Here is a 22864-nt window from a genome sequence, read left to right on the forward strand (position 1 = left end):
CTTCCGTTCTCTCCCACTTCTCCACAGGAGCCGTTCGTGATCGACCGCAAGAGCCTCCTCGCCGATCTGCAGAAGCAGGTCAAGGCGGCAGAGATCGACCTTGAGCAGCAGGTCAAAGCCGTCTCGGAGGTCGGAACGCGGCTGCGCGGCGAGTACGACCAGGCCCGGAAGTTAGGCCGTACGGCGGCGACATGGAATGCCTGGCTCGGCGAGCGGATCACCCAGGTCGCGGTGGCCTGGGTGCTCGGCACGGTCTTCGTGCGATTCAGCGAGGACAACCGGCTGATCGCCGAGCCGTACATCACCTCCCCCGACGTGGCGGGGCGGGAGACCGCGCAGGCTCGGTACGAGGAGTACCTGGAGAAGGACGCCGACCCGACGTACCGAGGATGGCTGGAGACGGCCTTTGCTGAACTCGGTGCTGGGCAGGCCGGGCGGCTGCTCTTCGACCGCAACCACAACCCGCTCTACCAGATCCCGCTCTCGCACGATGGAGCGGGCGCGCTGCTCGCGTTCTGGCGGGAGCAGCGTGCCGGCGAGGGCAGCGGGGACGAAGAGGCGAGCGGTCCGGTGCTCGTGCACGACTTCAGTGACCCGCTGAGCGAGAACGGCACCGACGGCTGGGACACCCGGTTCCTGGGCGACCTGTACCAGGACCTGAGCGAGGCGGCCCGCAAGACGTACGCGCTGTTGCAGACGCCGGAGTTCGTGGAGGAGTTCATCCTCGACCGGACGATGACCCCGGCGGTGCGGGAGTTCGGCTTCGAAGAGCTGAAGATGATCGACCCGACGTGCGGGTCCGGCCACTTCGTGCTTGGCGCGTTCCGGCGCTTGGTACGGATGTGGGCCGAGCAGCGTCCCGAGGTTGGCGCTTACGAGCGGGTGCGAGCGGCCCTGAACTCGGTGCACGGGGTGGACCTCAACCCATTCGCGGTCGCAGTGGCCCGCTTCCGGCTCCTGGTCGCGGCGATGGCCGCGAGCGGCATGCGAACGTTCGAGGAAGCCCGGCGGTACGAGTGGCCCATCCAGCTCGCGGTCGGTGACTCCCTCATCAAGGACCGGCAGCTGGAGCTGCAGTTGGGGCTCGGGCTCGAGGAGGAGGAAGGCGGGACGGCCAGTGACCCGCTCGTCGTTTTCTCGTACGCGACGGAGGACGTGCACGACTACCCAGGGATCCTGGAGCAGGGGAGGTACCACGTAGTCGTGGGAAACCCGCCGTACATCAGTGTTGAGGACAAGGAGCTCAATCAGCGCTACCGCGAGATGTACAGCTCCTGCTATAAGGAGTATGGCCTCAGCGTCCCGTTTGCCCAGCGGTTTTTTGAGCTAGCTAAGACCGGCCCTCGCGAATCCAATCAAGGGTTTGGGCGAGTTGGGCAAATCACTTCAAACTCATTCACTAAACGAGATTTCGGCCAAAAGCTCATCGAGGATTTCTTCAACCAAAAGGTAACCCTCACCGAAATTATCGACACTTCGGGCGCACACATCCCCGAGCATGGCACCCCAACAGTAATCTTGATTGGCCAAACGAGGGCCCCGCGCCACGGATCCCGCATCAGGACAGTGCGATCCATTCAGGCTGAGCCTGGAGTTCCGAACGACGCAGCACAGGGATACGTCTGGTCTGCGATTTTGAATCAAATCGACAATCCTGGCAGTGCGAGCAAGTGGGTATCCGTCGACGATCTCGATCGCACAGAATACTTCGGGACACACCCTTGGATTCTTGGCGACGGGGAGCTCGAACTACTCAAGACGCTCGGGGTTTTTGGCGATAAGCTCCGTGGACATGCAAAGCGATTCGGCTACACGGGACAAACGAATGCAGACAGCATCATGCTGTTTACTCATGACGCATGGGTTCGGCGCGGCGGGGAGGAAGCACTCGGGCGCCCCGTGGTGCGCGGGAGTGAGCTCAGAGACTGGGATTACCGAGAGGATACATACGCCTTCTTCCCTTACGCCGAATCGGCCGGGAAGTTCACCTTGCTCCCCCTGGATGACCAGTCGAACGCCTACAAATGGATGTGGCCCGGACGTACAACTCTAGGACACCGGGCAACTTTTTCGAAGGGGACTTACTTCTCGGACGGACGCCCTTGGTACGAGTGGCACCAGGTGACCCCCAACCCAGAGTGTCACACGTGGGCGATCTCCTTTGCGGAAATTTCTACCCACAATCACTTTGCGCTAGATCGAGGCGGTAAAGTATTCAATCGCACCGCTCCAATGATCAAGCTGCGCGAGGAGGTAGCCGAAGAAGAGCACTTGAAGTTGCTCGGCCTTCTCAACAGTTCCACTGTCGGATGCTGGCTCAAGATGGTCAGCTTCGCAAAGGGTGGAAGCGGGCTCGGGCGCGGGGTTCAGAATGAGGCATGGGAGGAACGATTTGTATTCACAAGTTCCAGCCTTGAAGACCTCCCCCTTCCGGCCTCGTATCCCACTACCCTTGCAATCGAGCTCGATTGCCTCGCTCAACAACTCTCCTTGGCGACTCCCGCCGCTATCGCGGCCAAGTCCGTCCCTACTCCCTCCGCCCTCCGCGAAGCCCAATCCCACTACAGCTCCACCCGAGCCCGCATGATCGCTCTCCAGGAGGAGTTGGACTGGCAGGTCTACTCCCTCTACAACTTGCACTCCGAGGATCTTCGTCTGCCCAATGTCTCTACCGTGCCCAAACTCGCCCTCGGCGAACGGGCCTTCGAGATCGTGCTGGCGCGTCGGGTTTCGGCCGGTGAGGCCAGTGACGAGTGGTTCAAGCGGCACGATTCCAAGCCGATCACGGAGGTGCCCGCGCACTGGCCCGCCGACTACCGCGCCCTCGTGCAGAGGCGGATCGAGGTCATCGAGTCGAACCGCGCCATCGGCATGGTGGAGCGCCCCGAATACAAACGGCGCTGGGCCACCGAGGGCTGGGATGCGATGCGGCAGAAGGCGCTGAAGTCCTGGCTGCTCGACCGGGTCGAGGACCGGGCGCACTGGTTCGACGCCAGCGGCAATCCCACCATCACCACCCTCGCCCGCCTCGCCGAAAACCTTTCCACCGACGAGGACTTCGTGTCCGTCGCCGAGCTGTACGCGCCCCGGCAGGACCTCGCGAAGACCGTACGCGAACTGCTGTCCGAGGAGCACGTCCCGTTCGTGTCCGCACTGCGGTACAAGCCCGCCGGGCTGAAGAAGCGCACCGACTGGGAACACGTCTGGGACCTCCAGCGCGAGGAGGATGCCGCGCCCGACGAGCCCGCCAAGCGGAAGATCCGTGACCGGACGCCCGTACCGCCGAAGTACACCTCGGCGGACTTCCTGAAGCCGAGCTACTGGCGTGCACGCGGCAAGCTGGATGTACCCAAGGAGCGGTTCATTTCATACGGCACGGTCAACACGCAGTCGCCGGAGCTGTACGGCTGGGCCGGCTGGGATCACCTGGAGCAGGCCCTCGCGCTCGCCTCGTACATTCAGCAGGCCGGTCTCAGTGACGACGACCTCGTGCCCTACCTGGCAGGGCTGCTTGAGCTGCAGCCGTGGCTGGAGCAGTGGTACGGCGAGTACGACCCGGAGTTCGGGGCGTCGCCGGCTGCCGAGATCCTGGCGTTCCGGCAGCAGAAGCAGGGCGAGGTCGGGTTGACCGACGATGCACTGCGGGCCTGGCGTCCGTCCGCGGCCACGCGAGGACGCGGCGCGAAAAAGGCCGCTGTGCCGAAGCAGCGCACGAGCACGAAGGCCGCCGTCCAGACGTCCTTCACCGACGCCGACACGAACACCGTCACCGATGCCGTCAGCGGCACAGAGTCCGCCTGAACAGGCGAGGAGTTAAGACACCATGGCGTTCATGAGCAGGAACAACCCTCGCCCCGAGGACCGCCCGCTGCTGCGGGAGTTGATCGACATCCCGGAGTCGGTGTCCACCTCCGACTTCGTGTTGAAGCTGAACGAAGCGGTCACCCCCGAGGGGGCCGAGGCTGCGCTGAAGAACTACGTCGTCACCGACCGGCTGCTCGGCAACTTCGACGAGGCGCTCGACTTGATCAAGTCGGCGCTGGACAGCCGCTCGTCGAAGGCTGCTTACCTGCACGGCTCGTTCGGTTCCGGTAAGTCGCATTTCATGGCGGTGCTCTACGCGCTGCTGTCGCGGAACCAGGCCGCCCGGGCGCGCGGTGACCTCGACCCGGTGCGGGCCCGGCACTCCTGGCTGGATACGGACGACCGCAAGTTCCTGTTGGTGCCGTACCACATGCTGGGCTCCAAGTCCCTGGAGCAGCGCGTGCTCGGCAAGTACGTGGAGCACGTACGCAAGTTGCACCCCGGATGCCCGCTGCCGCAGGTCTACCGGACCGACGGACTCTTCGAGGACTTCGCCGAGCAGCGCCGCCGCAACGGCGACGACCGGGTGATCGAGCAGCTCGCCGACGCCGGCGACGGCCAGGAAGACGAGTGGGGCGACTGCTTCGCCTGGACCACCGAACTGCTCGACCAGGCAGTGAACGCGCCGGAGGAGCACGAGAACACCAAGGACCTCGACCTGGAGAACCCCTCCACGCCGCGGGAACTGCGGGCGCGTCTCGTGCAGGACCTCACCCAGACCCTGTTCCCGTCGTTCTCTCGTAACGCCGTGGAGGATGCTGACGGGTTCGTCTCCCTGGACAAGGGGCTCGGCATCATATCCGCGCACGCCAAGTCCCTGGGCTACGACGGTCTTGTCCTCTTCATGGACGAGCTGATCCTGTGGCTGGCCTCCCGCATCCACGATCAGAGGTTCGTCTCACGCGAAGCTGACAAGATCACGAACTTCGTGGAGGGCGGCGACGAGCGGCGCTCCATCCCGGTGGTGTCGTTCATCGCCCGTCAGCGCGACCTGCGTGAGCTGGTCGGTGAGGAGATGTCGGGGGCCGCCGAGGCCGCCGTCCAGGACAGTCTGAAGCTCAGCGGCGGGCGTTTTGACAAGATCGTTCTGGAGGACCGCAACCTCCCGCAGATCGCGCAGGCCCGCCTGCTCAAGCCCACCAGCCCGGAGGCCGAGGCAAAGGTGGAGGCTGCGTTCGCCGGGGCCAAGAGGCTCGGTCCGGACGTGTGGGACACCCTGCTCGGCCACGACAAGTCCACCACCGGCGCGGACGAGGACGCCTTCCGGCGGACGTATCCGTTCCCGCCGGCGTTCATGGACACCCTGGTGCACATCTCCGCCGCTCTGCAGCGCTCCCGCACCGGCCTGAAGCTGATGAGCCAGCTGCTCGTCGACCACCGCGAGGACTGGCGGCTCGGGCAGCTCGTACCGCTGGGCGATCTGTACCCGGCGATCGCGGGCGGCGGTGACAAGGCGTTCAGCGGCGAGACCAGTGTTCACTTCGAAGCCGCAGACAAGCTGTACCGGGACAAGCTTCGCCCGTACCTGCTGAAGACCAACCAGATCACCGAGGACCAGGTCGAGGCGTACCGGCGCCGTCCCGATAGCCTCGACGACCCCCAGCTCGCAGCCCGTTGCCGCGACTTCACCGGCGACAGCCGGCTGCTTCAGACCCTGCTGCTCTCCGCACTCGCGCCCAGCGTGCCCGCGCTCGCCGATCTCACCCTGGCGCGGCTGCACGCCCTCAACCACGGCTCCATCACCACCCGCATCGCGGGAACCGAGGTCGGTCGGCTCGAGCAGAAGGCCAAGGAATGGGCGGCGACCTTCCCTGAAATAAAGGTCATCGGCACCGGGCCGGGCGCGGTGGTGCGCCTGGAGCTCACCGGTGTCGACCTGGACGCCGTCCTCGCGAACGCCCAGGTCCACAACAACCAGGGCAACCGGCGTGCCAAGATGCGCGGCCTGCTCAAGGAAGCACTCGGCGTCAGCGACGGGCCTGGCGGCTTCGATGCGTACGACGTGCTCAGCCTGGTGTGGAAGGGGACCGAACGGCAGGTTGAGGTGGTCTTCGGTAACGTCGCCGAGGTCGACTCGCTGCCCGAGGCAACCCTGCGGCCCAGCCAGGACGACGCTTGGCGGCTCGTTGTCGACTTCCCGTACGACGAGGGCGAGTTCGGTCCGATGGACGACCTGCAGCGCCTTCGCGCTCTGCGGGAGAAGCCCGGCGGCGACTCCCGCACCCTGGCCTGGCTGCCCACCCATCTGACCGATGCCTCCCGCGGCGACTTCGAGCGCCTCGTCGTCATCGATAAGGCCCTCGCCGACGAGGTCCGCTTCGACTCCGACTTCGCGCGCAGTCTCAACGCCGACGACAAGGCACGCGCCAAGGGCATGCTTCAGTCTCAGCTGGCCATCCTTACCGAGCGCGTCACCCAGGCACTGCGGCAGGCGTACGGGCTCGCGCAGAAGCAGGAAGGGGTCGTCGACCTCAGCTTCGATACCCATCTGGTCGCCCAGCAGGATGTCCCCGAGCTGCGGCTTCCGCTCGGCGCAGCCCTGGATGCCGCCGCCCGCGACTTGGCCGGCAAACTGCTCGCCCACCAGTACCCCGCCCACCCCGACCTGGACCCCGACGGCACGGGCAAACCTGTCAAGTCTGCCGAGGTCAGGGCCGTCTTCGAGTACGTGCGCAAGGCCGCCGAGGACCGCGACGGACAGGTCGAGGTCGACTCCAAGGACCGCAAGACCATGGCGCGGATCGCGGGCGGTCTCGGGCTCGGCGCCATGCGGGAGGCGTACTACCGGCAGTCCACCGCCTGGCCCGACCACTTCAGCACCCAGGCGCGCCGGAACAGCACCGCCGAGCCGACCCTGGTCAAGCTCTCCGACTGGAGCGATCTTCCCGAGCCGCGCGGACTGCCCGAGCCCCTGCGCCGGCTGCTCGCCGCTGCGTACGCGGAGATGACCGACCGGGTGTGGGTGCGCGGCGGCGTGCCCGTCGAACCCGCGCCGGCACCGCACGAGCTGAAGCCGGACTACGCCCTGCGCGAGCAGCAACTGCCCGACGAGAGCGACTGGGCGGAGGCGCGCAAGCGCTTCGAGACCGTGCTCGGCGAACGGGCGCCGCAGCTGCGGCGCGGGCGGATCGTCAACCAGTTCGCCGGGCAGATCAAGCGGGCCGCCGCCGCGCTCGCCCAGGACGCCGGACGGCTCGTCGGGGAGCTGGAGAAGCATCGCGACTTCCTCCAGCTGAATGACGGTTCACCCCGGCTCGTCCTCGCTCGGCGGGCGCAGGAGCTGGTCAAGGAGGTGACGGAAGCGGGCATCGAGGCGAAGACCGTCGTGGAGCGGCTCGCCCGCTTCGACCTCGGCGATTTCACCGCCCACCGGTGCGGCATGTCGTTGAAGAGCGCCGGGAAGGTTGCCGGCGCGCTGCAGAGCACCAGCTGGGACCAGCTGGGCCTGGCCGACACCCTCGGCGTGGACGGCTCAGTCGTCCTTGAGCGGGTGCGGGATGCCGCCACCGGCGACCCGGGTGACTACCCCGACCTGCCTGGCGTGTTGAACGCCAGCAGCCGGGAGGTGCTGTCTTTGCTGAGGTCTCGCCAAACCACAGACGAGCGCCCCCAGCCGTCGCCCACCCCGCCGCCAAGCTCCGACAGCGTGGACTTGAACGGCGGTTCCGCCCACCCGCTGGTGCTGCCGGAGTCGACGCAGCGTCCGGGCCCGCGCGCATCGTCGCGGACCGCGGCCCGCTCCGGCGGCGGGCGGACCACCGCCGCACAGGCCGCCGCCGAACTGCAGGCGGAGATCGCGGCGCTGGCGGCGGAGCAGCCGAATGCCACCGTCGAGGTCATCTGGAAGGTCGTCGACTGATGTCCGACACCGTCACCACTGCTTCCGCGACCGCCGGCCCCGCCCGGCTGTCCGCGGGAACCGTCCGCCAGTACCTCGCAGCCCGCAGCCGGCTCGGCGACGGTGCGGTTCGCGTACTACTGCTGCGGGCCGCTCCCAACTGGGACGGACCCGCCGTGCAGCGGACGGCGGGCGGGCTGCAGGCGCGGGTGGCCGTCGCGCCGTCGGTGCTGGCCGTGCACGAGCAGATCCTGGGCCATCTCGATGCGGCGGCTCCTCCCGACCCCAAGGTCCTGGTCGTCCTCACCGACCGCGAGGACACCGACCTCGACCCGGGACTGCTCGCCCGCGTCTACGGCGGAAGGATACGGTCCGTCGACAACTGGGAGGTCGTACAGGAGGCGTTCGACGCGCGCGGTCTCGACGGGCGGCTGCGCAGCGAGACCTGGGTGGCCGAAGCGCTCCTCGACGCAGCGGCAACCCGCGGCTGGCCCTCGCTCGGCAAGGGACTGCTCTCCCGCGACGAGGCCCTCACGCGGCTGGCCAGGCGACGGCTGAGGCTCGACCGCCACAACACGGACGCGTTGGGCGAGCCGGCCGCACACGACGACGGAGACCGCATCGACCCGGTCGCACTGTTCCGGTGGACCCTCACCTCCGGCGGCCCCGACCTCCTGCGTGACCTGCGCGGACCGGAACGGGCCGGCCTGGCCCGCTTCCTCGCCGAACCCGAGCAGGGAGGCTCCACCGGCAGGATCGTCACCGCCCTGGTGCACGCCGAGCACGGGGCGGACGCGGTCGCCTACGCGGTCGTCTGCGCGGCCCTGTGGGGGCACGCGGAGGCCGACCACGACCTGTACCGGGCACGCGGTCGCGCCGAGCGGTGGCTCGGCGACCAGCCGCCCGCCCAGGGCGACGAACTCGACAGACTCCTGACTTCCTTCGGGCGCAACGGCGAGGCATACGTCCGCGGCCTCGTCGACCGGGGCGAGCACCGGCTCGCCGACCCGGTCCTGAGCAGGGCCGCACAGCTCGTCGCCCAGTTCGGGGCGCAGACCGCCGCCGCGGCCAGTCCACTGCTAGCGGCCGGGCTCGACGCCCGCTTCACCGCCGCGGGACGCGCCCTCGCCGAGGGCAGTACCGAAACGATCACGGCCGCCGTCACCACGCTGGCCGAGCACGCCCTGGCCTCCGACGGAGCCACCCGCGCCCGTATCGAACGGGTACGCATGGCAGGGCGGCTGCGGCGGTGGCTCGCGTCCCAGCCTGACTCCGACATCGCCTCGGTGGCCGACGGTACCGCCCGCCAGATCCGTGAACTCGGCTGGGTGGACAGGGCATTGGAACACCTGGACGCGGGTGGTGACGCGGACAAAGCACTCGCCGACGCCTACAGCCAGATCGGCGCGCAGGTGCAGGCCAAGCGCCGTGAGCTGGACCGCGCGTTCTCCGAGCGGCTCGCAGTGTGGACCGCGGACGGCACCGACCCCCGGGCCATGCTCACCGTGGAAAGCTTCCTGGACCGAGTCGTCGCGCCCGTCGTGGCCTGCCCCGGCCGACGCGTCCTGCTCCTCCTCGTCGACGGGATGAGCGCAGCGATCGCAGCCGAACTGGGTGAGGAACTGCACGGACACTGGTCCGAGTTCGATCCGCTGCAGGACGCGGCCGGTGCACCGGCCCGGCGTGCCGTGGCCGCTGCGCTGCCCACCCTGACCGCCGTCTCCCGCACCTCGCTGTTCGCAGGCACCCTCATGAAGGGCGACCAGAGCGATGAGAAGCGGCTCTTCCCCCAGCACCCCTGCTGGAACGGGGCCCCGGCAGCCGTCTTCCACAAGGACGACCTGCGCAGCCCCGACACCGGTTCGCCCTTCTCCACCCCTCTCACCGAGGCGCTCGCCGACGGGCACAGCCATGTCGCGGTCGTCCTCAACACCGTGGACGACCGGCTCGCCAAGGAGCAGAAGCTCGGCGACGGCGCCTGGGAAGCGAAGGAGATCGGCGGCCTGGAACCGCTGCTGCGGGCCGCCCGCGCCAATGACATGACGGTGCTCCTCACCTCCGACCACGGCCACGTGATCGAGCGACGCAGCAGCAAACTCGACGTGACCGGTGCCACCATCGGCTCAGCCCGTCACCGCACCCCCGGCGGACCCGTCACGCCGGCCGAGATCGAGCTGTCCGGCCCGCGGGTTGTCTGGCCGGAGCCCGGGGCACAGATCGTCGCGCTGCGGGACCATGACACCCGGTACACCGCGCTGAAGGCCGGATACCACGGCGGGGCGACCCTCGCCGAGTTCACCATCCCGCTTCTCGCCCTGCTGCCGTTCGGCGCTGAGCCGCCCACGGGGTGGCGGGAACTGGGCGACCCAGCGCCCGTTTGGTGGAAGGAGGACAACGAGGCCGCTGCCGGAGCAGAGACCGGGACGAAGGTCGGAGCCGGTGCCGGCCCGACGCCCGACGCCGCCCCAGCACGCCCAAACCGCAAGCAGACCAAGAAGGTAGCCCCACCGGCAACCGCGGGAGCCATCAGTCTCTTCGGCGAGGACGAGGTGGCACCTCCCGTGCCGCAGGAGCCTGCAGTGGAACCTGTGGCCGTGCCTGCCTCCGATCAAACGAAGGGCCCAGCCGCCGCTCTGGTGGAGCGCCTCATGGCCACCGAGCTGTACCAGGCACAGCTGGACCTGCTCGCCCGTAAGCCACGCGACAAGACGGTCCTCCCGAAGGCTCTGGCCGCGCTCGTCGAAGTGGGCACCCTGCCGATGACCGCCCTCGCCGAGCGCGCCGGCCACCCCGCCACCCGTGCCCCTGGCTTCGCCGCGACCCTGGCCCAGCTACTCAACTACGACGGCGCCCAGATCCTGGAGATCCTCCCCGACAACCGCACCCTGCGCCTGCACCGGGCCCAGCTGATCGAGCAGTTCGGGCTGTGAACCGGAGTTCCGCGGCTGCGACGGGCGGAGCGGTTCGCCACCCCGCCCGGTCAGCGCACCGGCCGTCCGGTCTTCACATGGGTGTCCGGCAGACCCTGGGCCTCGCATCGGTCGTCACCACCGGTGCCGGCCTCCTCATCGGAGCGTTGCTTTCTTGACACAGGAGGCCATCGGGAGCGGGGCACCCGCATGTTGAGACGGGTGCAATCTCTATGCGGGCCCGGTGCCTTTGAGGACCGACTCCAAGCCTTCCCCGTTCTCCGCCCACCGCCGCAACTCCTCGCGGCCGATCAGCCGCGCCCGGAAGTGCTCCGCCGCCCACCCCTTCGCCCCGCCAGTGAGCCTTCCATTCGTCACGACGACGGGCAACGTCGAGGGGTGCGTGGCCATGGCCCCACCGTACAAGTGCTGCACGACGGGCTGGCCCACCGAACCACCACCGCCGGTGAAGTGCTTCGCCTGCACCATCACGAACCGCCCGAGGGGGTCGGCCGCGAGGACATCGGCGCCCATGTCGCCGGCACCCCCACCCGAGCGGATGATGCGGTATCCGTCGCGGTCTAGGAGGTCGGCGATCAGCTGCTCGAACTGGCTGTGGTGCAGCTCGTCGATCCCCTCCAAGTCCATCAACGTGGGCTCCTGGAGAAGGGGGCCGTCGAGGGCCTCCATGACCACCTCCCAGAGCGCCGCCAACCACAAGGTGACGTCCTTGCGCATGGTGCGGGTAAACGTCGCGTGATCGGCGTAGCGCTTGACGAACAAGGCGGTCGGCTTGAAGAGGCTCCCACCCTCCGCCCTCAGCAGCGGCGACGAGGCGTGAGCGAAGGTCTCCGAGATCTCGTCCGTCGAGTTCCAACCGGGCGAGTACGGGGGCGAGACCCCGATCCGGCCGGAAAGGCGCTCGGCTTCCTTCCGGCGCCGGACCGACTTCAGGTCAGCCGCCATGAGCTCCTGGAAGAATTCGATGAGCGCGTCATCGATTTCGCCAGCTTCGTCGTCACACTGCTGCACGTCGCGCAGGAGGCGTTGATCATCCTGAACCAGGCCGAGAGCAAGGGCATCGGTCCGGGGGGCGCGGGTGGCGATCTCCTTGTGAGCGTGCAGCACCGTGGCGCAGCGTTCCAGCCTGCCCTGCAGGATCATCAGCCGCTGACGCATGCCCTCGGTACCTGTCTCTGTTCCGGGGATCAGGGCCTGCCCGAACTCCGGCCCCGGTGAAGCCGGTCGGCGAGTGGTCGGCCGCGCAGTGCTCGAATCGATACTCAAGGTCCCCCCTCGGGTGTTCCACGCCGAGGAAAAGCCTAGGTGATGCCATGTCAGGCGTGGCCTGGCCGGAGCCGTACTCGACCGGACTCGTCGCCGTGGCTCGCGTGCTGCAGCCGACCCTGTTCGTCCTCGCGCTGCGATTCGTATGCGGCGGCCGAATGGGAGACTGTTTGGGTGAACGCGTTTGGATCTTCAGCATCCGGGACCGCCGCCCCGGTCGGCGCCGTGCGACGACGGGCCGTGGTGGACGCCCTGCGGCGCGGAGCTGTCCCCGAGAGCGGTCTCGACCTGCTCGCCACCGGACTCGGGCGCTTCGAGCAGGCAGTCGACGAGGAACTGGACACCGTCGCCGCCGGCGGCTCGGTGTTCAAGGCCGTGCGCGGCGAGTACGGCTCCGGCAAGACCTTCTTCACCCGCTGGCTCGGCGAGCGCGCCAAAAGGCGCACCTTCGCCGTGGCCGAGGTGCAGGTGTCGGAGACCGAGACCCCACTGCACAAGCTGGAGACTGTCTACCGGCGGCTCACCGAGCGCCTGACCACCGCGAGCTTCCCGCCCAGCGCCCTGCGCCCGGTCGCCGACGCCTGGTTCTATGCGCTGGAGGAGGACGCGCTCGCCGACGGCGCGGGCGAGAGCGAGCTGCCGGAGGCCGTGGACAGATTGCTCACCGCCCGCCTGGCCGAGGTGTCCCGGCAAGCCCCCGCGTTCGCCACCGCCCTGCGCGGATACAAGCAGTCCCTGGACTCAGGCGACGAGGCCACCGCCGCTGCGGTGATGTCCTGGCTCGGCGGCCAGCCGCACGTCGCCGCGGCCGCCCGGCGCGGCGCAGGCGTCCGAGGCGACCTCGACCACTTCGGCGCATTCGGCTTCCTGCAGGGCCTGCTCACCGTGCTCCGGGACGCCGGGCACGCCGGACTCGTCCTCGTCCTGGACGAGGTGGAAACCCTGCAACGGGTCCGCTCCGACGCCCGTGACAAGGCCCTCAACGCGCTGCGGCAGCTCATCGACGAGGTCCACTCCGGCCGCTTCCCCGGCCTGTACCTCGTCATCACCGGCACGCCCGCCTTCTACGACGGACAGCAGGGAGTACAGCGACTCGCGCCGCTCGCCCAGCGTCTCGCCACCGACTTCACCACCGACCCCCGCTTCGACAACCCCCGGGCCGTCCAGATCCGGCTGCCCGGATTCACCGAGGCATCACTGACCGGCCTGGGCGCCACCATCCGTGACCTGTATGCCGAAGGCTCCCAGTCCCCCGACCGGATCAGGCAGCTCGCCGACGACGCGTACCTCACCGACCTGGCGCGGGCCGTGGGCGGAGCCCTCGGCGGAAAGGTCGGAGTGGCACCGCGGCTGTACCTGAAGAAGCTGGTAGGAGACGTACTCGACCGAATCGACCAGTTCCCCGACTTCGACCCGCGCACTCACTACAAGCTGACCGTGGGCAGCGGTGACCTCACCTCCACCGAACGGAACTTCGCCGCGCCCGCACCGGCCGCCTCGGCGGACGACCTCGAACTCGAACTCTGAAGATCCATTTTCCGAAGTCCCGAACTCTGACGACCAGCGCAGGAGTCACAGACGTGCAGGAGCAACGGTGCGACGCCGACCCGGTGGAACGCCTCGACCCGGTAGTCCTGCACCACATCGTCAACACGCTCGGGTGGCCCGATCTGCGCCCTCTGCAGAAGGCCGCCGTGCATCCACTGATGGACGGCGAGGACGCGGTCCTTCTCGCGCCGACAGCGGGCGGGAAGACGGAGGCCGCAACCTTCCCGCTGCTGTCCGCCATGCGAGAGAAACGCTGGACCGGAACTTCCGTCCTCTATCTGGCCCCGCTCAAGGCGCTCTTGAACAACCTGGTGCACCGGGTCGACAGCTACGCCCAGTGGCTGGGGCGCCGAGCTGCTCTCTGGCACGGCGACACCCCCGAGTCCGTACGCCGTCGCATCCGCATCGACTCCCCCGATTTCCTGCTCACCACACCCGAGTCCCTTGAAGCGATGCTCATCAGCGTCAAGACCGACCACGCGCACATGCTGGGCCGGGTGCGTGCCGTCGTCGTCGATGAGGTGCACGCCTTCGCCGGGGATGACCGTGGCTGGCACCTGCTCGCCGTACTCGAGCGTCTGGAGCGATTGGCCGGCCATCGCATCCAGCGCATCGGCCTGTCCGCCACGGTCGGCAACCCTGACGCCCTGCTCACGTGGCTCCAGGGCGCGCGCCCTGCCGACCGCCTCGGCCGGGTCGTCGCCCCCGGCGTTACTCTGCCCGCCGCTAACGGCACCACCAGCGGCACCGAACCCCCGCGTCCCGCAGGAGAGGTGGAGATCGACTACGTCGGATCACTCGCCAACGCCGCCAAGGTGATCTCCGCCCTGCACCGGGGCGAGAAACGGCTCGTCTTCTGCGACTCCCGCAAGCAGGTGGAAGAACTCGGTGCGGCACTACGCGCCCGTGACGTCACCGTGTTCCTCTCCCACGCCTCCCTCTCCACTGATGAACGCGCACGCTCCGAGCAAGCATTCGCCGAAGCGCGCGACTGCGTCATCGTCTCCACCTCCACTCTCGAACTCGGCATCGACGTCGGTGACCTCGACCGCGTCATCCAGATCGACTCACCCAGCACCGTGGCCTCCTTCCTGCAGCGCATCGGCCGCACCGGACGCCGCACCGGAACCTCCCGCAACTGCCTGTTCCTCGCCACCCGGCCCGACACCCTGCTCCAAGCCGCCGGCCTGCTCACCCTGTGGTCCCGCGGCTGGGTGGAACCCGCCACCCCGCCACCCTCACCCCGCCACCTCGTCGCACAGCAACTCCTCGCCGTCACCCTGCAGGAACACCGCATCGGAGACCGTCTGTGGCCCGAGCAGTGGAACGGCCTCACACCCTTCGACCGGTCCGCCGCGCCCATCCTGTCCCACCTGGTCGCAGGCGGCTTCCTCGACAACGACGGCGGCATGCTGTTCATCGGCCCCGAGGCCGAGAAGCACTTCGGCCGCCGGCACTTCATGGAGCTGACCGCCTCCTTCACCGCACCTCCCGAGTTCACCGTGCTCGCCGGCCGCACCGAGATCGGCACCACCGATCCCACCGTCCTCACGGAGGAACGCCAGGGCCCGCGCCGTCTGCTGCTGGCCGGCCGCAGCTGGCAGATCACCTTCATTGACTGGGCCCGACGCCGTGCCTTCGTCGAGCCCGTTGAGGACGGCGGCATCGCCAAATGGCAGGGCAGCGAAGCCCGTGGCCTGTCGTACGTCCTCACTCGTGCCATGCGTGACGTCCTCCTCGGCACCGACCCCGACGTCCGCCTCACCCGCCGCGCCACCGCGGCCCTCGCCGAACTCCGCATGGACCGCGCACCCCACGAAGTACACCCAGCAGGCACTCTGCTGGTCCACGACGCGGACGCCGCCCGCTGGTGGACCTGGGCCGGCTATCGCGCCAACGCCACTCTCGCCGCCTCCCTCGGCAACCTCGCCGACCCGGTGCAGCGCCCGACCGACACCCATATCAGGCTCCGCCAGGATCTCTCCCCCACCGACTGGAAGACGGCCCGTGCCGAACTCCCCGACTCCCTCACCCTGCCCACCGTCGACCCGCGCGCCGTCCGCGGCCTGAAGTTCTCGGCGGCCCTCCCTCCCCGCATCGCCACCACCACCCTCGCCGAACGCCTCGCTGACTTCGACGGTGCCCTCGCCGTGGCCCGCGAGCCGGTACGGGTGGAATGGGGCACCTGAGCAACCAGGCACGCGGCCTGCCGGTCCTCAGCAACAACCGCAGCACCGGCACTGGCTGCGCACTCTGCCTGGGTCGAAGGCAGCTGATCGTCGGCCATGCCAGTGCCCTGCGGCCCAGCGGGGCAGAGTCAGCCATGGTCATATGGGGCCTCGCGGCCTGGTTCACCCTGCTCATCGGCAGTCCCCCAGGGGCGCGCCGGACGACCATCACCGTCGGCTATTTGGCTCACGACCGCAGCCGCCATCGGCTTCGGTACCTACGACGGGCGCCGCGACGAGGAGTCCGAGCCCACCCAGCACACCGTGCACCTGGCTCTTCACGTCCTGGATGCCTGTCACGGCCCCGCTCCCGATTTTTCCGGCGATCAGAACCCCGACGTAATCGCTCCGGCAATTGAAGCGTTCTACGCGGGCCGGCGGGCGCCTTGATCCGAGTTGTATGGCATGCGTTGCCCTCGCCACGGCTACACGTCTGACATCGTGGTCGACGACGGCGAGCCGATACGGCAGCATCCGGGCACGCAATCTCTGTCCCTGGAACAGCCTCTCGTTTCGCGGCGTCGAGGACACTGTCCACATCGCATCGTCCCAGGTCTGGGCCTTCCCCATTGAGCAACCTCAAGGTAACGGCAGGAAGCGCACGCCCAACAGCGCCTCCATGTTCCTCTCGACCAGCTCCTGCAGATGCCGCTCACGCACCGCCGTGGCCGATACCACCTCTGCCGCGCTGCCACCCGCGACGTTGAACAACCTCAGACTCGACACCCGTCCCCCTTGCCCTCGCGGGTCACAACGATCCGCGAGGACAGGATTGTTTCCGGAGGCGTGAGCGCACGTCAAAGGACTTCGGGAACAGCGTCGTGCACCCTGGGCAGGCCCTTCGCCCTGCCCAACACAACCGCCCGCCGACCGGACTCAAAGCCCGGTCGACGGGCGGTTTTGTGCCCTCTGGCCACCCTCCCGACGAGCGTCAGGAGAGCGTCATTTCAGCGTCAGAATTTCGCCCCTAACGCCCCCATAGCGCACATAATGCACACCAGGTAAAACCGCAGGTCAGAGGTCCTTTGCGGCAGGCTTAAGGATCGCCACGCACTCCACATGGTGCGTCATCGGGAAGAGGTCGAACGCGCGCAGCGTCGCCGGCTTGTAGCCCTCCTCCGCGAAGTACTTCAGGTCGCGGGCCAGGGCAGCCGGGTCGCAGGCCACGTAGGCGATGCGGCGGGCTCCCAGCGACGCCAGGTGGCGGACCGTCTGCTTGCCGGCGCCGGCGCGGGGCGGGTCGAGGACGATGATGTCGGCCTCCTTGATGCCCGTGCGCGGGAGGACCTGTTCGACCTTGCCCTGTTCGATGCGGACGCGGTCGAGGTCCTGGAGGTTGTGGCGGGCGTCCTCCACGGCGCGCTTGCCGGATTCGATGCCGAGGACCGCGCCCTTCTCGCCGATGCGCTCGCCGAGGGCGCCGGCGAAGAGGCCGACGCCGCAGTAGAGGTCGAGGGCCATGTCGCCCTTGCGGGGCATGAGGCCCTGCATGACGGCCTTGACCAGGGTGTCGGCGGCCTGCGGGTGGACCTGCCAGAAGCCGCCCTCGCCGACGCGGTAGGTGCGCTCGTCGGCGCGTTCGCGGACGAAGGGGCGGCCGTGGACGCGGTGGACCTGCTTGTCCTTCTCGCCGATGCGCAGGACCGAGACCGGCTTGTCCAGTTCCACGATCGGGAGGCGGCCGCCCGGCTTGGGGGTGAGGATGACCTGGCGGTCGGCGGAGCCCGAAGCGGCGATGGCCTCCACCGTCGCGATCTGCGGCCACTCGCGCTTCTCGATGCCCAGCTCGCTCACGCCCGGCGCGGCGATCATGCAGTGGTCGATCACCTGGACCTCGTGCGAGCGGTGCTTGCGCAGGCCCGCGTGACCCTCGGCGTCGATCGCGTACTGGACCCGCGTGCGCCAGGCCGGGACCTCACCCGCCGGGAGCTTGTCGCCTTCGGCCGGCATCACCGTGCCGTCCCAGCCGGCCTCCTCCGGCGTCAGGCCCGCGAGGCGCATCAGCTGCTCCGCGATCACCTCACCCTTGAGGCGGCGCTGCGCGCCCGGCTTCGCGTGCTGCCAGTCGCAGCCGCCGCACTTGCCCGGCCCCGAGAAGGGGCACGGGGCCGGCACGCGGTCCTTCGACGCCTCCAGCACCTGCACCGCGTCCGCGCGCAGGAAGCGGGACGTCGACTCGCCCTCCGTGATCTTTGCGATGACGCGCTCGCCCGGCAGTGCGTGGCGGACGAAGAGGACCCGGCCCGACTCCGTACGGGCGACGCAGTGGCCGCCGTGGGCCACCGGGCCGACCTCGACCTCGTACTCCTCGCCGACCAGCGATTCCTGCGGGGCGTTCTGCATGGTGGTCGGCTCCAGAGAGGTAAAGAGAAAAGTGGGGCGGGACAGCCGTCCAGTCTACGGGCCGTCCCACCCCACCTGCGAATTCACCGGGTCAGCGGTGCTACTTCTTCGCCGACGCCTTTTCCTTCTTCGGCTGGCTCACCGGGCCGCGGCGCACCGACCCCGGCGCGTTCCACTCCGCCCGCTTGCGCGCCCGCAGCTTCGCCGCCTCCGACGAGTCGAGCTGCCACGGCACCGAGGTGACCATGACGCCCGGCGTGAAGAGCAGGCGGCCCTTCAGGCGCAGCGCGCTCTGGTTGTGCAGCAGGTGCTCGTACCAGTGGCCGACCACGTACTCGGGGATGTAGACGCTGACGACGTCGCGCGGGCTCTCCTTGCGGAGGCTCTTGACGTAGTCGATGACCGGCCGGGTGATCTCTCGGTACGGCGAGTCGAGGATCTTCAGCGGGACGTCGAGGCCGCGGCGCTGCCACTCGTCGCGCAGCAGCTTGGTCTCGGCCGCGTCGACGCTGATGCTGAGCGCTTCGAGGGTGTCGGAGCGCATGAGCTTGGCGTAGGCGACGGCCCGCAGCGTCGGCTTGTGGATCTTGGAGACGAGGACGATCGAGTGGACGCGGGACGGGCGGACGGTCTCGTCGCCCGGGCCCTCGTCGGCGGCGATCTCCTCGGCCACCCGGTCGTAGTGCTTCCGGATCGCCGTCATCGTCGCGTAGAAGATCACCATGCCGAGCAGGGCGACCCACGCGCCGTGGGTGAACTTCGTCAGCAGGACGACGACCAGGACCAGACCCGTGAGGAAGGCGCCGAAGGTGTTGATCGCGCGGGAGCGGATCATGTGGCGGCGCTTGGCCGGGTCGGTCTCGGTGGACAGGTGGCGGTTCCAGTGCCGGACCATGCCGGTCTGGCTGAGGGTGAAGGAGACGAAGACGCCGACGATGTAGAGCTGGATCAGCTTCGTCGAGTCCGCGCCGTAGAGGTAGGTGAGGACGGCCGCCGCGCCCGCCAGCAGCACGATGCCGTTCGAGAACGCCAGCCGGTCGCCGCGCGTGTGCAGCTGGCGCGGCAGGTAGCGGTCCTGGGCGAGGATCGAGCCGAGCAGCGGGAAGCCGTTGTACGCGGTGTTGGCGGCGAGGAAGAGGACCAGCGCGGTGGCGGCGGCGAGCACGACGAAGAAGAACGAGCCGCTGCCGAAGACCGCCTCGGCGACCTGGGAGATCACCGGGTTCTGGGTGTAGCCCTCGCCCACCGGCGAGCCGTTCTTCAGCAGGTCGGTGGCCGGGTTCTCGGCCATCCGGACGTTGGTCGCCATGGCCAGGCCGATGATGCCGCAGAACATCGTCACGGCCAGGCCGCCCATCAGGGCCAGCGTCGTGGCGGCGTTCTTGCTCTTCGGCTTGCGGAAGGCCGGCACGCCGTTGCTGATGGCCTCGACGCCGGTGAGGGCGGCGCAGCCGGAGGAGAAGGCGCGCAGCAGCAGGAAGACGAGGGCGACGCCCGCGAGGCCCTGGTGCTCGGCGTGGATCGTGAAGTCGGCGGTGGGGGCCTTCATGGTGTCGCCCATGAAGAGGCCGCGGACGGCGCCCCAGCCGATCATGACGAAGACGCCGCCCACGAAGACGTACGTGGGGATCGCGAAGAGCTTGCCGGACTCCTTGACGCCGCGCAGGTTCATCAGGGTGAGCAGCACGATCACGCCGATGGCGCAGGCCGTCTTGTGCTCGATGACGAAGGGGATGGCGGAGCCGAGGTTCTCGATGCCGGAGGCGATGGAGACCGCGACGGTCAGGACGTAGTCGACGAGCAGGGCGCTCGCGACGGTCAGGCCGGCCTTCGGGCCGAGGTTGACGTTGGCGACCTCGTAGTCGCCGCCGCCGCTGGGGTAGGCGTGGACGTTCTGGCGGTACGAGGCGACCACCGTGAACATCAGCACGACGACCGCGACGGCGATCCAGGGGCTGAAGTGGTAGGCCGACACGCCTGCCGCGGAGAGCACGAGGAGCACTTCGCCCGGCGCGTACGCCACGGAGGAGAGCGGGTCGGAGGCGAAGACGGGCAGGGCGATGCGCTTGGGGAGAAGGGTTTCTCCCAGCTTGCTGCTGTGCAGCGCCCGGCCGATGAGGATCCGTTTCGGCAGGTCGGTCAGTTTGGACACAACAGAGGATCGTAAGGGCTCCGTATGGAACAGGCCCATCCCCCTCCCCGCCGGGAGGGAAATGTGGCATACACCGCACCCTCCCTCCCGGCGGGAAGGCTCCCCTCAGTGCAGCAGGGCCGGCAGCGCCCGGTGCCCGTTCGAGATGAACGACTCGACCGGCTGCAGCTCCCCCTCCCCGACCGCGAGCCGCATCCTCGGGAAGCGGTCGAAGAGGGCGGGCAGGGCGACGGCCGCCTCCAGCCGGGCGAGGGGCGCGCCGAGGCAGAAGTGGACGCCGTGCCCGAAGGCGAGGTGGTCCTTGACGGCCCGGGTGACGTCGAAGCGGTCCGGGTCCGCGCCGTGCAGCTCAGGGTCGCGGCCGGCGGCGGCGTACGCGGCGAGGATCGCGTCGCCCTTGCGCAGGGTGATGCCCGCACTGGTTTCGATGTCCTCGGTGGCGTAGCGCAGCGGCAGGCTCGCGACGGGGGACCGGTGGCGCAGGGTCTCCTCGATCACGTCGTCCCAGCTCGCCGCGCCCGAGCGGACCAGGGCGAGCTGGTCCGGGTGGGTGAGCAGGGCGTGGACGGCGTTGTCGAGGAGGTTGACGGTGGTCTCGTGCCCGGCGCTGATCACCAGCAGCAGGGTGTCGAGGAGCTCCTGCTCGCTGAGGCGGGAGCCGTCCTCCTCGCGGGCGGAGATCAGCACGCTGGTCATGTCGTCGCCGGGGGCGGTGCGCTTGGCGGCGACGAGGGCGCCGAGCAGCTCGTAGATCCGGGCGTACGTGGCGGTGACCTCGGCGGGGTCGGCGGAGGTGTGGAAGATGCTGTCGACGCAGTCCCGCAGGCCCTCGCGGAGCTCCGGGTCGGTCACGCCGAACAGCTCGCAGATGACCTGGATGGGGATCGGGTACGCGTAGCGCTCGCGCAGGTCGACGGTCTCGCCGGGGGCGGTCGCGGCCAGGCCGTCGAGGAGGTCCGCGGTCAGCGCCTCGATGCGGGGGCGCAGGGCGGCGGTGCGGCGGGCGGTGAAGGCCTTGGCGACGAGGGAGCGCAGCCGCTTGTGGTCGGTGCCGTAGGCGGTGAACATGTTCCGCACCGCGACCCAGGTGAACAGGGGCCACTCGGGCGAGATGTCGCCGTTGATCCAGGCCGGCCAGTGCTGGTTGGGGTCCTTCGAGACGCGCGGGTCGGTCAGGAGCTCCTTCAGCAGCGGCTGGGTGGTCACTGCCCACGCCACCACTCCCCCAGGAAGCTCCACGGGCGTCGCCGCGCCGCGGGCGCGGACCCGGGCGGCCTCCCCGTGGATGTCGCTGCCGGTGGCGTCGATCCGGAGGGGGGCGGGCTGAACCGGGACGGCACCGGGCCGGCGGTCCGTGCTGGGCTTGCGTTCCATCGGCTGTCTCCAGGGAGGTCGGCCTGCTGCGGGGACGGGGCGGACTGGGCACGGGACGGCTCGTGCGGCTCGTACGGCGGTACGGGGCCGGGCCCGGGGCGGCGCACGGCCGAGAGGTCGTGCACGGGTGCGGGCCGCGGGCCGGCCGGCGGGGCCGGGGGGAAGCGTACGGGCAGCGCCGTCAGGGCGCGGTGGAACGGGCCGGGCCGCCAGACGAGGCGCTCGGCGGGGACCGCGAGTTCGAGGTCCGGCAGCCGGTCGAGGAGCTTCTCGACGGCGACGGCGGCGATCAGGCGGGCCGCGTCCTTGGCCGGGCAGTGGTGGGGGCCGGCGCTCCAGGCGAGGTGGGCGCGGTTGCCGGTGCGCCGGGTGGTCAGCAGCGCGGGGTCGGTGTTGGCGGCGGCGAAGCTGACGACGACGGGCTCGCCCGCGGCCAGCGGCACGCCGCCGAAGTCGACGTCCTGCACGGGGTAGTGGACGCCGTAGTTGGCCATCGGCGGGTCGAGCCAGAGCACCTCGTCCAGGGCGTCCTCGACCGGCATGCTGCCGCCCGCGAGGTCGCCCGCGAAGCGGTCGTCGGAGAGCAGCAGCCGCAGGGCGTTGGCGATGAGGTTCTGCTGGGGCTCGGTGCCGGCGCCGATGAGGACGACGTGCTGGTGGATCAGCTCCTCGTCGCTCAGGCGGGCGTGGTGGGCCATCAGCCAGGACGTCATGTCGGCGCCGGGCTGCTCGCGCTTGAGGGCGATGAGCTCGACGAGGCTGCTGGTGATGAGGGCGTCGGCGCGCTCGGCGTCGACGCCGTCGAAGATGCCGGAGAAGCCCTCCACGAGGCGGTCGCCGAGCTCCGGCGGGCAGCCGAAGAGCTGCTGGAAGACCAGCAGCGGCAGCACCTTGGCGTACGCGCCGAGCAGATCGGCCTCGCCCAGGCCCGCGAAGCGGTCGATGAGGGTGTCGGCGCTGCGCTCGACGTAGCCGCGCAGGGCGTTGGGGTCGATGCGCGCGAGGGAGTCGGTGACGGCCTGGCGCAGCCGCGTGTGGGCCTCTCCGTCGGAGAAGAGGCAGTTGGGGCGGTAGGCCATCATCGGCACGACGGGGTTGTCCGGGGCGACGCGGCCGTCGGCCAGGGCGCGCCAGCGGCGGGCGTCCTTGCCGAAGATCTCGGGGGTGCGGAGCACTTCGAGCGCGGCCCGGTAGTCGGTGACGAGGGTCGCGCGGGCGCCGGGGGCCAGCTCCACGGGGGCGGCCGGGCCCAGGGTGCGCAGCCGGGCGTAGACGGCGTGCGGGTCGGCGGCGAAGTCGGGCCCGTACATGGGGGTGGGGG

The 22864-nt window shown here is 69.3% G+C and carries 11 protein-coding genes; 5 read left to right on the forward strand and 6 right to left on the reverse strand.

Annotation, left to right across the window (positions count from 1 at the left end; genetic code table 11):
- The first annotated feature begins 36 nt into the window (after window positions 1-36).
- Genes pglX through pglZ form a run of 3 tightly spaced genes read left to right on the forward strand, consistent with a single transcriptional unit; the run spans window position 37 to window position 10632 of the window.
- Window positions 37-3801 (forward strand): BREX-2 system adenine-specific DNA-methyltransferase PglX, encoded by a 3765-nt coding sequence (gene pglX, locus ACOTKD_RS21535; RefSeq protein WP_424890623.1) that lies wholly within the window; start codon window positions 37-39, stop codon window positions 3799-3801.
- 22 nt (window positions 3802-3823) lie between these two features.
- On the forward strand, window positions 3824-7723 hold the full coding sequence (pglY, locus tag ACOTKD_RS21540) for a BREX-2 system ATPase PglY (protein WP_424890624.1): 3900 nt from the start codon (window positions 3824-3826) through the stop codon (window positions 7721-7723).
- Window positions 7723-10632 (forward strand): BREX-2 system phosphatase PglZ, encoded by a 2910-nt coding sequence (gene pglZ / locus ACOTKD_RS21545; protein ID WP_424890625.1) that lies wholly within the window; start codon window positions 7723-7725, stop codon window positions 10630-10632. Before pglY ends, pglZ begins: the two co-directional genes overlap by 1 nt.
- Window positions 10633-10842: 210 nt before the next feature.
- Here pglZ and ACOTKD_RS21550 read toward each other — a convergent pair whose 3' ends face one another.
- Complete coding sequence (locus tag ACOTKD_RS21550; protein ID WP_424890626.1) at window positions 10843-11790, reverse strand: restriction endonuclease; 948 nt, start codon at window positions 11788-11790, stop codon at window positions 10843-10845.
- Between the two features lie 282 nt (window positions 11791-12072).
- Between ACOTKD_RS21550 and brxD the strand changes: the two genes are divergently transcribed.
- Together brxD and ACOTKD_RS21560 are read left to right on the forward strand one after the other, a co-directional pair.
- The gene (brxD, locus tag ACOTKD_RS21555; RefSeq protein WP_424890627.1) at window positions 12073-13425 is read left to right on the forward strand and encodes a BREX system ATP-binding protein BrxD; all 1353 of its coding nucleotides are present in this window, start codon (window positions 12073-12075) and stop codon (window positions 13423-13425) included.
- Window positions 13426-13478: 53 nt separating this feature from the next.
- Window positions 13479-15635, forward strand: a complete 2157-nt coding sequence (locus ACOTKD_RS21560) for a DEAD/DEAH box helicase (protein WP_424890628.1) — start codon at window positions 13479-13481, stop codon at window positions 15633-15635.
- A 618-nt stretch (window positions 15636-16253) separates the two neighbouring features.
- Here ACOTKD_RS21560 and ACOTKD_RS21565 read toward each other — a convergent pair.
- The 5 genes from ACOTKD_RS21565 to ACOTKD_RS21585 form a co-directional block, all read right to left on the reverse strand.
- A complete protein-coding gene (locus ACOTKD_RS21565) occupies window positions 16254-16385 on the reverse strand; it encodes a hypothetical protein (RefSeq protein WP_424890629.1) in 132 nt (43 codons plus the stop codon).
- 303 nt (window positions 16386-16688) lie between these two features.
- On the reverse strand, window positions 16689-18017 hold the full coding sequence (locus ACOTKD_RS21570) for a class I SAM-dependent RNA methyltransferase (protein WP_424890630.1): 1329 nt from the start codon (window positions 18015-18017) through the stop codon (window positions 16689-16691).
- A gap of 100 nt (window positions 18018-18117) precedes the next feature.
- Complete coding sequence (locus ACOTKD_RS21575; protein ID WP_424890631.1) at window positions 18118-20169, reverse strand: APC family permease; 2052 nt, start codon at window positions 20167-20169, stop codon at window positions 18118-18120.
- A 105-nt stretch (window positions 20170-20274) separates the two neighbouring features.
- On the reverse strand, window positions 20275-21375 hold the full coding sequence (locus ACOTKD_RS21580) for a cytochrome P450 family protein (protein ID WP_424890632.1): 1101 nt from the start codon (window positions 21373-21375) through the stop codon (window positions 20275-20277).
- Window positions 21372-22853 (reverse strand): cytochrome P450, encoded by a 1482-nt coding sequence (locus ACOTKD_RS21585; protein WP_424890770.1) that lies wholly within the window; start codon window positions 22851-22853, stop codon window positions 21372-21374. Before ACOTKD_RS21585 ends, ACOTKD_RS21580 begins: the two co-directional genes overlap by 4 nt.
- Window positions 22854-22864 lie beyond the last annotated feature (11 nt).

The organism is Streptomyces sp. XH2, from assembly GCF_049725035.1.
GTDB lineage: Bacteria > Actinomycetota > Actinomycetes > Streptomycetales > Streptomycetaceae > Streptomyces > Streptomyces roseoverticillatus.

Coding starts and splice junctions, on each gene's coding strand:
- ACOTKD_RS21570 (WP_424890630.1), bottom strand. CDS start 18,017: ATGCAGAACGCCCCGCAGGAATCGCTGGTCGGCGAGGAGTACGAGGTC.
- ACOTKD_RS21550 (WP_424890626.1), bottom strand. CDS start 11,790: ATGCGTCAGCGGCTGATGATCCTGCAGGGCAGGCTGGAACGCTGCGCC.
- pglZ (WP_424890625.1), top strand. CDS start 7,723: ATGTCCGACACCGTCACCACTGCTTCCGCGACCGCCGGCCCCGCCCGG.
- pglY (WP_424890624.1), top strand. CDS start 3,824: ATGGCGTTCATGAGCAGGAACAACCCTCGCCCCGAGGACCGCCCGCTG.
- ACOTKD_RS21585 (WP_424890770.1), bottom strand. CDS start 22,853: ATGTACGGGCCCGACTTCGCCGCCGACCCGCACGCCGTCTACGCCCGG.